Origin of the sequence: Ruminococcus flavefaciens ATCC 19208 (assembly GCF_000518765.1) — a bacterium.
In the GTDB taxonomy this organism is placed as follows: domain Bacteria; phylum Bacillota; class Clostridia; order Oscillospirales; family Ruminococcaceae; genus Ruminococcus; species Ruminococcus flavefaciens.
The window spans coordinates 617562-632562 of the sequence record NZ_KI912490.1 but is presented as its reverse complement, the minus strand read 5'-3'; the positions used below and the strand labels follow the sequence as shown (position 1 = coordinate 632562).

Genomic DNA, 15001 nt, shown 5'->3' with positions numbered 1-15001 from the left:
TGAACAGTATCGGAAATATATCTTTCCGGATACATAATAAACACAGAACGCTTTCTAAACTCACATATAGTGAGCTGCGGAAAGCGTTTTATTTTTTTGCGATTAATTATACTTTTAGAGCAAAAAAAGTTGACCAATAAATAAAGCTGTGGTATAATAAAAGAGTTGGATTATCAGTTGTATTGCGGTACAGGATAGTCCACAAAAATGATATAAGGAGAAGAAAATGGAAGAATTAAAAGCACAAAACCTCGTTAAAACCTTTGTGATTTCCGAAAAGCAGCGAAAATCACTGGGAATAAGCGAGAGAACAAAAGTCGCAGTAGACGGCGTAAGCTTTACAGCAAAATCAGGAGAAGTATTCGGTCTCATCGGACCAAACGGTGCAGGCAAGACCACGACCATGCGTATGCTTGCAACTCTTATCAAGCCTGACAGCGGTGATGCGCTTTACAACAATGTCAGTGCAGTCAAGACACCCGAAAAGGTACGTTCAGAACTTGCATTCCTTACTACAGACTTAAAGCCCGATATGAAATCAACTCCGAATATTATGTTTGATTTCTTCGCAGAGCTTTATCACATTCCTAAGGATAAGGCTGAAAAGCGCAAGAAGGAGCTTTTTGACGAATTTGGTATCAACAAATTTTCCGACACCATGATATCAAAGCTTTCACAGGGACAGAGACAGAAGGTTTCACTGATAATATCTGTTATCCACGATCCTAAGTTCATAATATTTGACGAGCCTACAAACGGTCTTGATATCATCGCTGCACGTGAAGTACGCGAATTCATACTCAATATGAAAAAAGCAGGAAAATGTCTTATCATTTCTACTCACCTGTTTGATCTCGTCGAAAAGGTCTGTGACAGGGCTGCAATGATAATGGACGGAAAGATCGTTGCCAATGATACTCTCGAGAACCTCATGCAGGGACGCTCACTGGAAGATGCGTTCTATGATATTTATACAAGCCTTAACGGCGGAAAAGACGAGGTGTGACCATGAGAGATATTATTACAGTTGCAAAAAAAGAATTAAGAGCATTTTTCAGCGATAAAGCAATTCTGCTTCAGATGTTTATACTTCCTTTTGCTATAGTTTTCGGATATTGTATGCTTATGACATCTATGACCGATGCTCAGAAGGAAACAGCCGAGCAGCTTGAAAAACCTGTTGTAGCCTACAGCATAAATGCTCCCGAAGAGTTCAAGTCTGCACTTGAAGAGCTAAAAATAGTTCCTGCGCCTGATAACGACATCGACAAGTATCAGAAACAGATAAAGAACAAGGAAACAGATCTGCTTATGGTATTTCCAGATGATTTCAAAATGTCAGAGCCCGGCGGTGCTGATCTTTCAAATATCGACATCTATTATAACTCACAGAAGAACAATTCTATGGAGCTGTATTCAAAGACTACTTTAATCTTCACAACAATGCAGCCCCGTATATTCACCTTCAACGAAACAGCCGACAAGAACTACGACCTGTTTGACAGTGATGCAATGTTCAGAAAGCTCCTTGGCGGAATAATACCTCTCATGGTATTCATGGCTGTTTACATGGTTTGTATGAACCTTGCAGCTAACTCCATTGCAGGTGACAAGGAAAAAGGCTTCCTCAACACTCTCCTTGTTACACCTGTCAAACGCGGAAGTCTTGCAACAGGAAAATCCATTTCAATACTTGCTGTTGCAATAATCGCAAGCTGTTCAGCATTTATAGGTATGGCTCTGTCACTTCCCAAGCTTGGAAAATCAATGGATATGGGTGAAGCGATAAAGTATAGCATTCAGGAGTATATCATGCTGTTTGCCGCAGTAGTTACCGGTTCATTTGTCCTTGTTGCGATACTTATGATAATCTCTACTGTTGCAAAGGACGTAAAGCAGGCAACAACACTTTCACCGATCCTTCTGTTTGCAATTATGATACCTTCGATGCTCGCTACGACCGAAAACTTCTCCGAGAGCATTGAAAAGCTTGGTGAAACAAATTACGTTATCCCTGTATGGAATTCCGTAAAAATGCTTCAGGACGTAATCAGACTTGAATATACAGTACAGAATGCCTGTACAATGATAGCCGTAAATATAGCAGCTGCTGTTATCGGTATTTTCATCGTCAGCAAACTCTTCAACAGAGAAAAGATCGTAAACGGTTAATAAAAAAGTGCACGTTTTTAACGTGCACTTTTTTTATCGTCTTGCGTTGCAGAAAGGACATTTATTGTATTTAGCTGCAAATGTACTTCCGCAGTACTGGCAGGTAACTAAGCTGCCTGAACTGTCTGCGGCATTATCGTAAGTTGTCGATGTCGTCGGAAAACTTTCAAGTGACGGCATCATATTGCTTTCATCTTTACTGTTTTCGGGCATAAGCTGTTTGTACTGGTCGATAAATGCATTGAATTCTGTATCACGTGCTTTTTTATCTGCCCTGTAATCGGAAGATGTATAATTCTTGCCCGAGTTGATTATACGCTGTCTGCGTTCAGTTTGCGGGTCTAAAGGCTTATTATTTCTGTTTGCAGCAGAATAAGGCACAGAACCGTAACCGCTTCCGTATGTGTTGCTTCCGCCATAGGTATTGCCTGTACCGCCGAATATTTCTTCTGAACCGTCAAGAGGCGCAAGGGTCGCATTTCTGTATTTCACAGATCGGTATATGGTCGTAAACAAGCTTATACCGATAATTATAAATATAAATACAGGCTTTACCAGATCAGCAAGCTCGGGCTTCATGGAAATATTATTCGTGAGAAAGCTCAAAGAGGCTTTAAGAGCATCATCAAAGCTTTTCTGTTCATCATCAAGATAAAAAGTGAAATCCGTATCGAAACTGTTTGTCACAGAATAAGTGAGTACGCTGTCGGTATTATCTCCCTGCATACCTTCCCAGTACCAGTATTCACGCTTACCCTTATTTGCTTCAGGCTGTGAATATACGATCAGCCAGTGCATTTCATCGTTGAATTCTTCAAGATATCTGTTATAGGCATAATCCTCAAGCGTATAATAACCGCTCATCCATTCTTCATTGGAAATCGTAATTACCGCAGGTGTTACACCTGTTTTTTTCTGGAAAGCTTTCAGTTCCGACATTAACCCATTTTCGTCACCGATAACCTTTATCTCGTCTTTTATAACTATGCTGTGATCGCTGTACCTCGGTACGTGCGGTATTGCCTGAACAAGCATATATATCCCCATAATTATAAAAGGGATCAGTACCAGTATCTGTGAAATGCTGAATCCGGGCTTGAAATCAGGACCTGCATAGAAATATCGCGGCTGATTATTGCGGTAATAAACATACCTTCTTGAATGATGGAACGGTCTGCTGCTGGTCCTCGTTCTTGCACTGCTGCCGCGGGAACCTCCGTGAGAGCCTCCGCTGTGAGAGCCTCCGCCTGATGAATGTGGCATAAATTGTTACCCCCTATATCATAATATAATGGATATATTTTATACCATTACTCAAAAAAAGTCAAGATATTTTTATTACGTATTTATTTCGTATATTTGAACCTATATCTGCTTTGAAATATTTGTATGTGCTTTTATATATGATATTCATGCAAAATGCAATTTTTCTCGGTATTCCCCCGTAAGTCTTACAAAAATAACGCTGTAAGTGAAATATCCGAATACGTTCTGTTTTTGCACTTTTTCTTGTTTTTCCGGTAGTATATCTTACTTACGGCTGCATTAAGCAGTTTGTTTTTTTCTTCTGCATCAGAATATGCAAAATTATTGATCGCATACTTCAGTTCTATTACCGCTTCGTCCTGAATGGGCTGTGGCATTTTGTGCTCGGATTCCGTCTCCTTTATGGCTGCTTTGAGCGCTCTTATCCTGTCAGCTGCTTTCCTTGAACGCTCAATAAAAATATCTGTATCATATATCCCCTGCTCCAGCAGGTCATAAAGCCGCGAGAGCTGACGTTCTGCTTTTTCAAGCTCTGCGGCAAGAATATTTTTCCTGTCAGGAATATCATTACACACTTCTTCACTGCATCTTTTCAGCCTTTCAAGCTTGCTTATACGGTATCTTAAAGCTGACAATACCGCCTCGTCAACAGTTACAGCAGCCGAGCTTACCACCTCTCCCCTGCACTCCTTATAAACACAGAGCATATACTCACGGCTGCTGCCTGTAATATGGCGGCATTTCATCTGATGACCGCAGTTCTGACAATAAAGTACATTATGATAGTAATTCATCAGCTTATCATTCGGGTGAAGCTGTGGGGCAGGAGCAGTTTTCCTCTTGATCTGAACGGAATCAAACATTTCCTCAGTTATTACAGGTTCGTGCAGTCCTTTATAGAGCTTATTGCCGTTTGATCTGGTTTTCCAGCCGATCATTCCGCAGTACAGAGGATTTGAAAGTATCTTTCTGATGCTTGAAGGCTCCCAGAACCTGCTTTTCTGCGGACTTATACCCATGCTGTCAAGCTCATTTGCAATATATTTAGCACCGTGCCCATCAAGATAAAGCCTGTAGATAAGCCTCACGACCTCAGCCTCCTCAGGAACTATCTCAAGAGTATGCACTTTGGGCTGTGGATTTATCTTTCTGTAGCCATATGGTGCGGAGGTGCATATATAATTCCCCTCTTTCACAGCTGCAAGCCTCCCTGCCTGCATTCGGCGTTTGATGGTCTTGAACTCCCGTCTGCTCATAAACAGTGAGAACTCAAAATATTCCTCATCAAACTCATTATTGGGGTCATAGGTTTTTACAGGAGTAACTATCTTTGTCGAAGAATCCCTGAAAGCCTGTGCGACTATTCCCTGATCTATGGTATCACCTCGTGCAAGCCTCTCTATCTCGACCACAAGAACACCTGTATATTTTCTTTCGGCAACGTCAGCAAGCAGAGCCTGCATCTGCGGACGGGCTGATATACTGTCTCCGCTTACTATCTCCTTATAAGTCTTTACGATATTCAGCTCCTGTTTTTGAGCAAGCTCCATGAGCATATTCTGATGCTGCGCCAGTGTTTCACCCTCGCCGCGCATTTCAGCTTCAGCGTCTGCTCTCGACTTTCTCAGATACATACAGTATCCATTCATCATATCACTCCTTCCATTTGAAGTATATTGCCGACCGCTGAATTATATTAACAGTCAATCGGTACAAGCAGCCGTGAATAGAATTACACGAAAGGAGCTGCTGATATGAAGATGCAAAGCAATGAAAAGCCCTCGATGTGGGAGCGGACAGAGTACGATATCATAAGCGAGACCGAAACCGAAACAGAGCTTATCGGCGTGATACGTAACCGATATAACGGCGCAGAGGTGGTATGCCATATCCCGAGGCATACAAGACAGGAAGAGGAAAAGCTTGCGGCAGATATCACATATGCACTAATGCAGACAGCATATACTGGTCAGGATATCAGTCATATGAAGGAAATGGAAATACTGACAGAATGACCAATATAAAAACAAGCCTCAGGGAAATCCCTGAGGCTTTTGAATTTAAAGTAATATATCAGCCTGCTGCTTTTACAAGCACTTCATCTACTGTTTCTGAAGCAACAGTAGCTGCAGCTTCCTCAGCTGCATTCTCGGCAGCTGTAGTCATAACGATCTCTTCGTCCTTGATCTCAGCAACATCGGTTACAACAGCATCAACGATATCGGTTGTTGCAGCAACAGTTGTAGTTGTTGTTGCAGCGATCTCGGTTACAGCTTCAGTAATAACCGGTTCTGCAATTATACTGCGAACGCTCTTCTTGTTCTTGCTGTTTTCGATCTCCTTGATCTTGGCATTTACACATCTTGCATATGCCTTTGCGCCTTCCTCGTTAGGATGTACTGAATAAGAACTACCCAAGCCGCTCTGGTCAAGATCCTCAGACTGCTTGAGGAGTATGATACTATTGATCCATGCATTATCGGAATAAGCCTGATGTCCGCCGTCCTTGTCGAATTCAGCTTCTACGTCAACAAAGTGTATCTTCATGCCATTTGCTCTGCACTCATTTACAATACTCTTAATAGCATTATTGAACTTTGTTACGTTCTGATTTACAATAGTAGCTTCCTTCTCACTGATAAGAACGCCCTTGCCGTCCTTGTCAAGAAGCTTAGGATAGCCTGCTACGATAATATCAGCCTGTGTTCCTGCCTTTGCCTGTATATCAGTATATACGCCCTTGATATTTGCTCTTGTTGTATCAAATGAAGCCCAGAGGCTGTCCATCATCTTTTCGAGCTTGAGCTTGTCACTGCCGAAATGCAGGTATGTACTGCCTGTTGCACAGGTTGTGATTATATCTTCAAATTTAACGTCGTTTCCGCCGACAGTAAGAGTTACATAATCGACATCACCGCTGACCTTGTTGAAAACATCGAGCTGCTTGGGCATATTATATGTAGTCTTCAATGTTTTGAACAAAGAAAGCCTCTTATATGTTGTCTTGACCTGACGCTCCTTGCTGAAATGCCTTGTTTCCGCACCTGATACAGCTCCGAAATACCATTTGCATTTCGCGGAATTAGTCTGCTTTACGTTATAGTCTCTCAGCTTTCCGCTGACATTCGGGATCTCCAGCAGTCCCGGCCAGCTCTTTGTGGATCTGTGTGCGAGCCAGTCTTCATCATAGATTTTTTGCTCCCACGATTTGCTCTGTCCGTAGAACTCCGGGATACCCTCTCCTGATGAATAGGAATCACCAAGTGATACGACGATCATTGGATCATCGTTTACTGCGGCAGTTGCATTTAAAGGCAGTGCCGCTCCCATCATCACAGACACAAGTGCTGCTGATACTAATTTTTTGACCTGAAGTTTCTTCATTGACCAATTACCTCCTCATAAGTTAGATCGTTTAGTTTTTGATTTGTTATTTTATCCACGACCTTTAATTTGACCGCGGATTCTTTCGGAATCGTTTCGTAGAACTTATTGCCCATTTCTGTGTAGCTTGTAAGTGTTTCGGTTTCAGATACAAGCACCTGCGCATCAAGATCTGATTCAAGATTGTAGGAAGCAGGGTTTGCAGCTATTGTCTTTCCGACAATAAATACCGACCATACCGCACCGTCCTCAGCTACGAAATAAGTCATATACATCGGGTGCTTTTCGTCTGACTCGGGAGACGCCTCTGCCTCATCAGTATAAGTTCCGTCAATGGTGTAATCATATTTTAGCGGATATTCCGTAAAGCCTCTTTCCGACATGAATTTGATAGCTTCTTTTTCACTGAATACTCCGTCATTTTCTTCAACAGCTTCAACGGAAACTATCTCTTCGGAATTTTCTTCGTAATATTCTTCAACAGCTGCCTGCATATCAGGCTTGTCCATATTAAACCTCACATTTGCGGTCAGCTCATATTTTTTATCTGCAACTGACACAGACTCGCTGACCGATATAGTCTTAGTCTCGGAATCGGCGTTTGCACTTTGTCCTGTGCTTAAAGAAGCTGCTGCCGTTACACAGACCAGTATCATAATGCCCTTTTTTCCGCCTTTTGTTCTGAACAACAGAACAACTCCTCCTGCTGCAAGCAGAAGGATACCGGCTATTATGAGTGGCGTTTTAAGTCCGGAGCTATGTGTTTTTTCTTTGGCGGTGATATTTTCGGCTGTATCCTCAGGAATCTTTTCTGTATGCTTTAATTCCTGTATATCATTCTTCTCGGCAGAATCAGACTTTTCAGAGGTTTTGCTTTCAATCTTGTCGGGTATGAAAACCAGCTCAGAGCTGATAGATTTCCCCGACATTACATATGTCGACCTCATAACCGCTTCGCTCTCGTCCGATAAATGAAAGCTTTCGGGAACAACACCTTCAAGCGTGACATCTGTAATATCACTGCCGCTGTTGTTTTCAAGTGAGATGTTTGCAACTATTTTGTCATCAGCATCATAGACGGTCTTGTCCGCAGATATGACCAGTCTTATTCCGTCCTGAGTTTTTTCCGCAGCATAAGCTTTTGTTTCAGATACTCCCAAGCATAAAGCAGCTGCAAGAAATAGCGTCGATATTTTCTTAAACTTCAATTTATTCTCCTATTCACAATTTGTATTAAGTATCTAAAAAGTATAAACTTCATTTTGCTTTTTAGCATAATATAACTATATCATATTTATATACCTTTGTCAAGTTTTATCATAAAATTCAGAAAAAAATACAATTCGTATCATTATCTGTGTACAACAATGATACGATACTTTTTTCTCATACTGCCACATAGTTTATCTCCTTTCCCACGGCCACGGATCATCTATCCATGTCCAATGCTGCATATCGTTGTTTTGTTCGGGAGTTACAGGTCCGAAGCGTCTGACATACTCGTCAACAGCGTTCTGCCGAAGCGCCTTGTACTTATTGAACATAGCAAGAGCTCTCTGACAGTTAGGGTGGGTATCGAGATAGAGATTCAGCTCTTTAAGGGTAAAATCGTATTTCTTGATCTTGTTAAGAAGTATTCTCCGTTCATTCATCTTCTGTCACCGCCTCCCGAAAAAGGCAGGTCAAGCTCGGGGAAAAGAGTCCCCCTGCTCAGTGCCTTGTCATCGTCATAGATGTCTCCCCACTGCTGAAATGGCACATATGCCATAGCAAGCGGAGTATTTTTCGGAAAACGCGAAGTATCGCCGTTTCCGCTCATATCAGCTCTCATATTTTCAGAACTCATGGAAGATTCACGCTCACGGAGAATTATGCCTTCCATATCGTCAAAAAGATCGAGTTTCATAACTAAGTCCTCCTTTCCGCTGCGGAGAACCGTGCGAAGGTCCTCCGCACATTTTATAATATGAACTTTGCATCATCAGTGTTACAAAAAAGCCCGAAAGCATTTTCGGCTTTCAGGCTTTCCCACATATTCCGCATTATTTTTCAAAGGCTTTATCCAGTGCCCAGCTCTGCATTTCAAAGTACATTTTCCCCTTTATTTTCTCATATTCCACCCACTCTAACGCATGATCCGTTTCCGCAGGTTCAGCTGATTTTGATATCAGTTCACCGATATAGTAGGTCTGTATCGGGTGAAAGTATCCTATTGTATCGTGAAAGCAGTAGGTCTCAGCAGAACACAGTCTCCTGCTTACACTGACCGTATAGCCTGCTTCTTCCATACATTCTCTTTCTATGCAGGCAATATGTGACTCGTCCTTTTCCAGACCGCCTCCAAGCAGAAACCAGCCTTTGGGAGTTTTCACAACTCCGACTTTATCACCGCAGACAGGAATGATGTACGATCCTTCCCTGTCGTAATATTCAGCAGCTTCCTTTACTCCAAAAACTTTATGCATCTTATCACCTCTCTGAATTTATACAAAAAACCGCAGCAATTTTGACTTTCATCAAAATGCCGCGGCATAATTTTTAACCCTTGACTGCTGCAAATGCACCGAAACCAAGAATTGTTGCAATTGTAATTATAATAGCTGCAAGTATAACTCCGAGAGTTACAGCAAGAATTGTCTTTTTGAAGTCAACTTCGAGGAAGCTTGCTGCAAGAGTACCTGTCCATGCACCTGTACCCGGAAGAGGTATGCCAACAAAGAGAAGCAGTGCCCAGAATATACCCTTTCCTGCTTTCTCATTGAGCTTCTCACCGCCTTTATGTCCCTTTTCAAGACACCATGTGAAAAACTTGCCGATACCGGGCTTGTCCTTGCCCCATTCAAGTATTTTTCTTGCAAAGAGATAAATAAACGGCACAGGGATCATATTTCCTATCATACAGATGATAACTGCATGATACCACTTTACTCCCATACCAACGCCCAGAGGGATACCGCCTCTCAGCTCCAGAATAGGCACCATTGACAACAGAAATGTAAAAATATATTTTTTCATATCAGAACTCACTTTCTCTAAAACTCACATACAAATAATATTATCGCATATATTTCGGAAATAGTCAAGTATTTTCCAAAGATTTTTTCAAAGCGGTTGACTATCTTTATTCTTTACGATATAATATATAATGATTTGCAGGAAATGTCTGAACATTCACTGCACTGACTGCTGAAAATAAGGAATGATATAATGAATAAAAGAAAAATAGCAGCTCTTGCTGCTTCAATAGCAATGTCCGCTTCATTTGCCTCATGCTCCTCATCTTCCGTTGGACAGGCAAATATAAGCAACACCACAACTGCCGAGATAACTTCGGCTACAGAGGCTGCTTCCGCAGAAGCTACCACATCTGCCGAGAAGGCTACAGACCCAGCACCTGCTGCCACTGCCATAAAGGGAAATATCTACGACTGTAAGGGCAATCTCCTCGCTTCAACTGCTGAGGACGGCAAACGCCGCATCTACGCTGATGCATACGCTGTATCCTTTGCAAATATCCTTACTACCATGTCCGACGGATATGATACAGCCTTTGAGGACATACTCACAACACCTGCTGACGGCAATATGGGAAAGTCCATACAGCTCACACTTGACGGTGATATCCAGAACCAGATATACAGCTACATGGAAAACAATAACATAGTCGGTGCGGCAGTAGTTCTCCGTACAGACGGCTCTATAATGGCACAGGTCAGCTACCCGTCATATGATCCGCGCACTATTGACGATCAGAAGTACGACGAAGAGCTCGCATGGGGCGAAAACGGAAACAAGGCGTTCTCAAACTACGAACCGGGCTCATGCTTTAAGATAATGTCCGAAGTCATCGCCGACAAGCACGGTGTGTATTCCCTGCACGATGACGGCACATGGGATTTCGGCAACGACCACCCTATCGTAAACTGGGATCACGAGACAAACAAGTCAAGCTATCCTATGGAGCGTTCACTCAGCTCCGCATTTATAAATTCCAGTAATATATTCTTTGCAAAGGCTTTTGATACTATCGGCGAAGAAGCTGTTCTCAGCGATCTTCAGACTATTTTCCACTTCGGCAAGGACGACGCATACGATATACACTGCGATTTCGGCGACCTTAGCAACAATATTGAGATAGAAGATATCGACGACCTGCGCAGAAGTGCATTCGGTCAGTCAAAGGTGCTCACCTGTCCTATCTTCCTTGCAGCACTGGGCAGAGAAGCAATATTCGGCGATATGGTAACACCATTCGTGCTGAAAGCAACTGTTGACCCTGCCGACGGCAGAACAAAGACAGGCAACGGCTCAAAGGCATACGACGTTATAGCTTCTATCCCGCCCGAATGCCGCGACAATCTCCTCAACGGAATGAGAGGAGTTGCCTCCGATGTAGGCGTATACACAAACGGTAACTACAGCTTCTACGCAAAGACAGGCACAGCTGAGGGCTGGAGAGGCGATTACCTCTATATTACAGGCTGTGCAAAGAACAACAGCGGCACAGGCTCAGAAAACTATGACAACTATGATAATTATGGTGAAACAGGTTCCTATGTACTTGTAATGGAAGTACAGAATCCACAGGCTCACGGCTTTGAATTTGCTTCTCAGTCCGCAGGACTTTACAGCGGCATTTTAAACATAATTGCAGGAAATTAAAACAGTTTTTTATAAAAATTCCCCTTTTGCACTTGCAGAAGGGAATTTTTTTATATTATTTTTTAAAACGTATTGACGAAAACACAAAAAAAATGTATAATGAAAAAAGAGAGATTTCCACTTAATCCAAAGTGGAAAAAGCACTTAAATATACATATTTTCAAGGACGGTAATTATATGATATTCAGGGGAAAATGGCTTATTCCGCTGCTAATTTCAGCAGCTGCGGTTTTGTCGTTTCCGTCCTGTTCAGCAGAGGTAGGACAAGTTACGATCCACCGCGACTCAGATTCAGGCTCAGAGCAGCAAGAAAACATCGGGGCACAAGCCGCTACGACAACAGAGGAAACAACAACAACCACCACAACAACTACTATGGTTTATAGAGGTAATATTTACGATACCAACTATAACCTTATAACATACGGCACCTACGCCAATGAAAACGAAGATCAGCGTTTTTACGGCGAGGGCTACAGCTACTCATTCAGTAATATAATAAGTGCGGTATCAGCAGGCTTTGACGATACCTTCGGCGACCTGCTGCGCACAAACAATCCCACTCCCGTTGACGGAAAAAACAATGTGGGACAGTCGGTACGCCTGACTATAGATGCAAACGTGCAGAACGCACTTTCGGCATATATGGCAAATATGGGTATGGCAGGCTCAATAGTCGTAATGAGAACGGACGGCTCTATACTTGCTGAGGTCTCCTACCCTAACTATGATCCAGAATTGTTCGATGCAGACCCGTCATACGGCGAAAACCTTATGAGCGGAACTGTTGCAAACAAGGCTTTCCAAAACGCTTCACCCGGCTCATGCTTCAAGATAATGTCAGAGGTCATCGCCGACAAGAACGGTATAACTACACTTTACGACGATGGCACATGGGTAGACAGCGGAGCTACAATAGTCAACTGGGATCACGACACAGGATATTATCCTGTTCCCGAAAGAACTCTTACTTCCGCATTTGTAAATTCAAGCAATATATTCTTCGCAAAGGTATTTGATACACTCGGCGCAGAACAGGTGCTTGCAGACCTTAATGATATATTCCATTTCTGCGACCCTATACAGTGCGATTTCGGACCTATCGAGAATAACATCGAGATATACTGTCTCGACGATCTGCGCAGAAGCGCTTTCGGTCAGGCTTATGTCCGCACCTGCCCCATATACCTTGCAGCGCTCGGAAGAGAGGCTGTATTCGGCGATATGGTCAAGCCCTTCGTGCTGCAGCAGGTAGTAGATACCAACGACCCGTATACTGAAACGGTCAAGGGAAGCACTCCTTACGAAACGCTTGGAAGTATTCCCGAAAACTGCCGCGGCAATCTCCTTGAGGGTATGCGCGGAGTTGCAGGCAATCTCGGACTATATGTCCCCGAAAACTATGAATTCTTCGCAAAAACAGGCACTGCCGAAACAGGCGCCGGAGATTTCCTGTATATCACAGGCTGCCTGAAAAACATTTCTGACCGCACAGGTGAGAAAATAAACTATTCAAACTATGATGAATACAAAGCAAGCGGTTCATATATAATCGTTATGCAGCTGCAAAACCCTGCGGCTTTCGGATTTGATTTTGCCAGCCAGACAGGCTATCTCTATCAGGGTATAATCGACACCGTGCTTGCTTACTGATAATTAAATCTCCCTGTACATATGTGCAGGGAGATTTCTATTGTTAAAAGGTTATCCCCCACCGTTAAAAGATAATTATTTCTTTAAATAGTGAGAGCACTGTTATTTCCAAACGTCTAATAAGTGAAAAGCAAAAACGTGCAGTTTATCTGCCCTTTCCTTATTAAAGGAGGTCTTATTATGAATAAAAAGAGAGCTTTAACGTTTATAACTGCGCTGACACTGGGGCTTACCTCATTGTCGTTTACTGCCGCATATGCTGCTGAGGACAAAACCGCAGTCTCGGCATCATCGGCTTCGGACAACAAGCTTGACGCTGAAAAATTCTATGTAGTCGTAGGCACTTACGAAAACAAGTACACACAGCTCAAATATGTATATCCTAAATCAAACACTGAATATACAGGTGACAAGGTAGTATGGGAAAACGCACCTGCCGATCTTTCGTACGGAGATGTACTCGTATCTGAGGGTAACGAAAAAAAGACACTGGTTTATTCCGCGCCTGATAATCCTGTCTATGCAATGGCAAGCTACTATAAGCTCGATGACTCAGCAGTTCTGAACAAGGTCGGAAACTGCTCCGATCTTATGGACTCAAAGGAACTGACAGTAACCAGCGCAATGTATGACGGTTCGGGACACTGGAGCATTCATCTCAGTGATGCAGACGGAAAAGAGTATTATTACGGTTACAATTTTTACGCCTCTACCTTAGGTGTTGATCTCGGCAGCAGCAATAAAGGCGATAAGTATCAGTTCGCATTCAATGACGGAAAGCTCGTAGTTCCGCTGTCAAAGAAAAATGATGCTGAAACTGCTGCGACTGTAACGGATAAAACCCAGGACAATTCTTACTGGATATTCTACAAGGATATAGACACAAAAGATATCGACGAAACCGTTGCCGAAAAGGTACACGATTACACCTATTCGCTGTACGAACAGGGCTTAGGCGGTACAGAGGTCGAAAAGAAGGTTGCTGATTATTCTCAGGAAATAAGGCTTGGACTCCTCAAAGAAGCATATAAGGAAGCTTCTGCAAAGATAGTAAAGGAGCTTGGAATTGAGGGTACAGAAGTATTCTGCTCAAATTATACTGCTACGATAGTATGCAAGCTTACCGATGAGCAGTACGCAAAGGCTCAGAAGTCCGAAAACATCGGGCAGATAACAGTTTTCAGCGACTTCACTCTCGAACCTCAGACAGAACTTACCGACAAAAACAGCCTTATCGAATTCTTTACCACAGACAGCGAAGGAAAGCCCCTCTTAAGCGATGATGTAAAGATCGACGCTGTACTTAACAGCGGCAAAAACAAAGATACAGACTATCTTATCATATACGGACTTTCCGATAAGCAGGAAATATCTCCGATAGTAAAAAAGCTGAATACAGACAGCCGTTTTTCATGGGGCACACCTATTGATATTTTCAGCGGCGGCATATTCTATACTACAGCCACAAAACTGCCTGTAAAAAACAATGTACAGCTCATAGTATTTGTTGATGATACTCTCCCGGGATTTACAAGCTACGACATTGCAAGATATTCCGAGGAAGTGGGCTTTGACGCAAGACCATATATAATAAGCCGCGGCGATACCAACGGCGACTGTAGTATTGATGCAGTTGATGCTTCAAATATTCTCTCAGCTTATGCAAAAGTCCAGACATCAAACGATTATTCACTCACCGCAGCCGAGATAAAGAAAATGGACGTTAACGGAACAGGCACAATCGATGCAGTTGATGCATCTATAGTATTATCCTATTACACATACATCGCTACAGGCGGAAACAATATGCTTAAAGACTTCATTAAGGAACATTATGTTTTCTAACTCAATCCCCCCTCGGAGC

General features: G+C 42.7%; 14 protein-coding genes. 6 read left to right on the top strand and 8 right to left on the bottom strand.

The genetic code is table 11. The features are described from left to right. Nucleotides 1–226: 226 nt before the first annotated feature. The gene (locus tag L870_RS0112865; protein ID WP_028518490.1) at nt 227–1006 is read left to right on the top strand and encodes an ABC transporter ATP-binding protein; all 780 of its coding nucleotides are present in this window, start codon (nt 227–229) and stop codon (nt 1004–1006) included. Between the two features lie 2 nt (nt 1007–1008). Then, on the top strand, nt 1009–2172 hold the full coding sequence (locus L870_RS0112860) for an ABC transporter permease (protein ID WP_028518489.1): 1164 nt from the start codon (nt 1009–1011) through the stop codon (nt 2170–2172). 33 nt (nt 2173–2205) lie between these two features. Here the strand turns inward: L870_RS0112860 and L870_RS18695 are convergent, their stop codons facing one another. Both L870_RS18695 and L870_RS17680 read right to left on the bottom strand, forming a co-directional pair. Next, nucleotides 2206–3435 (bottom strand): hypothetical protein, encoded by a 1230-nt coding sequence (locus tag L870_RS18695; RefSeq protein ID WP_051411561.1) that lies wholly within the window; start codon nt 3433–3435, stop codon nt 2206–2208. Nucleotides 3436–3623: 188 nt separating this feature from the next. Next, complete coding sequence (locus L870_RS17680; protein WP_080676453.1) at nt 3624–5090, bottom strand: recombinase family protein; 1467 nt, start codon at nt 5088–5090, stop codon at nt 3624–3626. A gap of 102 nt (nt 5091–5192) precedes the next feature. On the opposite strand from L870_RS17680, the gene L870_RS0112840 reads away from it, so the two are divergent. Further along, a complete protein-coding gene (locus tag L870_RS0112840; RefSeq protein WP_028518488.1) occupies nt 5193–5453 on the top strand; it encodes a hypothetical protein in 261 nt (86 codons plus the stop codon). Nucleotides 5454–5511: 58 nt separating this feature from the next. Here the strand turns inward: L870_RS0112840 and L870_RS0112835 are convergent, their stop codons facing one another. The 6 genes from L870_RS0112835 to L870_RS0112810 form a co-directional block, all read right to left on the bottom strand. Then, a complete protein-coding gene (locus L870_RS0112835) occupies nt 5512–6822 on the bottom strand; it encodes an SGNH/GDSL hydrolase family protein (RefSeq protein WP_028518487.1) in 1311 nt (436 codons plus the stop codon). After that, a complete protein-coding gene (locus tag L870_RS0112830) occupies nt 6819–8030 on the bottom strand; it encodes a hypothetical protein (RefSeq protein ID WP_028518486.1) in 1212 nt (403 codons plus the stop codon). Before L870_RS0112830 ends, L870_RS0112835 begins: the two co-directional genes overlap by 4 nt. A 195-nt stretch (nt 8031–8225) precedes the next feature. Further along, nucleotides 8226–8474 (bottom strand): spore coat protein CotJB, encoded by a 249-nt coding sequence (locus tag L870_RS0112825; RefSeq protein WP_028518485.1) that lies wholly within the window; start codon nt 8472–8474, stop codon nt 8226–8228. Next, the gene (locus L870_RS17675; protein ID WP_037272107.1) at nt 8471–8728 is read right to left on the bottom strand and encodes a spore coat associated protein CotJA; all 258 of its coding nucleotides are present in this window, start codon (nt 8726–8728) and stop codon (nt 8471–8473) included. Before L870_RS17675 ends, L870_RS0112825 begins: the two co-directional genes overlap by 4 nt. Before the next feature lie 136 nt (nt 8729–8864). Next, nucleotides 8865–9287, bottom strand: a complete 423-nt coding sequence (locus L870_RS0112815) for an NUDIX domain-containing protein (RefSeq protein WP_028518484.1) — start codon at nt 9285–9287, stop codon at nt 8865–8867. A gap of 73 nt (nt 9288–9360) precedes the next feature. After that, nucleotides 9361–9837 (bottom strand): COG2426 family protein, encoded by a 477-nt coding sequence (locus L870_RS0112810; RefSeq protein ID WP_028518483.1) that lies wholly within the window; start codon nt 9835–9837, stop codon nt 9361–9363. A gap of 192 nt (nt 9838–10029) precedes the next feature. On the opposite strand from L870_RS0112810, the gene L870_RS0112805 reads away from it, so the two are divergent. The 3 genes from L870_RS0112805 to L870_RS0112795 all read left to right on the top strand — a co-directional run bounded on the left by L870_RS0112805 (nt 10030) and on the right by L870_RS0112795 (nt 14982). After that, a complete protein-coding gene (locus L870_RS0112805; protein WP_028518482.1) occupies nt 10030–11484 on the top strand; it encodes a penicillin-binding transpeptidase domain-containing protein in 1455 nt (484 codons plus the stop codon). A gap of 177 nt (nt 11485–11661) precedes the next feature. Continuing rightward, a complete protein-coding gene (locus tag L870_RS17670; RefSeq protein ID WP_051411559.1) occupies nt 11662–13137 on the top strand; it encodes a penicillin-binding transpeptidase domain-containing protein in 1476 nt (491 codons plus the stop codon). A 180-nt stretch (nt 13138–13317) separates the two neighbouring features. Continuing rightward, nucleotides 13318–14982, top strand: coding sequence for a dockerin type I domain-containing protein (locus L870_RS0112795; RefSeq protein WP_028518481.1), 1665 nt, complete (start codon nt 13318–13320; stop codon nt 14980–14982). The last annotated feature ends 19 nt before the right edge of the window (nt 14983–15001 follow it).

Bases quoted from the DNA above. Each gene is read 5' to 3' on its own strand.
- L870_RS0112795 (WP_028518481.1), top strand. From the start codon at position 13,318: ATGAATAAAAAGAGAGCTTTAACGTTTATAACTGCGCTGACACTGGGG.
- L870_RS18695 (WP_051411561.1), bottom strand. From the start codon at position 3,435: ATGCCACATTCATCAGGCGGAGGCTCTCACAGCGGAGGCTCTCACGGA.
- L870_RS0112805 (WP_028518482.1), top strand. From the start codon at position 10,030: ATGAATAAAAGAAAAATAGCAGCTCTTGCTGCTTCAATAGCAATGTCC.
- L870_RS0112860 (WP_028518489.1), top strand. From the start codon at position 1,009: ATGAGAGATATTATTACAGTTGCAAAAAAAGAATTAAGAGCATTTTTC.
- L870_RS0112825 (WP_028518485.1), bottom strand. From the start codon at position 8,474: ATGAATGAACGGAGAATACTTCTTAACAAGATCAAGAAATACGATTTT.
- L870_RS0112865 (WP_028518490.1), top strand. From the start codon at position 227: ATGGAAGAATTAAAAGCACAAAACCTCGTTAAAACCTTTGTGATTTCC.
- L870_RS17670 (WP_051411559.1), top strand. From the start codon at position 11,662: ATGATATTCAGGGGAAAATGGCTTATTCCGCTGCTAATTTCAGCAGCT.
- L870_RS0112815 (WP_028518484.1), bottom strand. From the start codon at position 9,287: ATGCATAAAGTTTTTGGAGTAAAGGAAGCTGCTGAATATTACGACAGG.
- L870_RS0112835 (WP_028518487.1), bottom strand. From the start codon at position 6,822: ATGAAGAAACTTCAGGTCAAAAAATTAGTATCAGCAGCACTTGTGTCT.
- L870_RS0112810 (WP_028518483.1), bottom strand. From the start codon at position 9,837: ATGAAAAAATATATTTTTACATTTCTGTTGTCAATGGTGCCTATTCTG.
- L870_RS17675 (WP_037272107.1), bottom strand. From the start codon at position 8,728: ATGAAACTCGATCTTTTTGACGATATGGAAGGCATAATTCTCCGTGAG.
- L870_RS0112840 (WP_028518488.1), top strand. From the start codon at position 5,193: ATGAAGATGCAAAGCAATGAAAAGCCCTCGATGTGGGAGCGGACAGAG.
- L870_RS17680 (WP_080676453.1), bottom strand. From the start codon at position 5,090: ATGATGAATGGATACTGTATGTATCTGAGAAAGTCGAGAGCAGACGCT.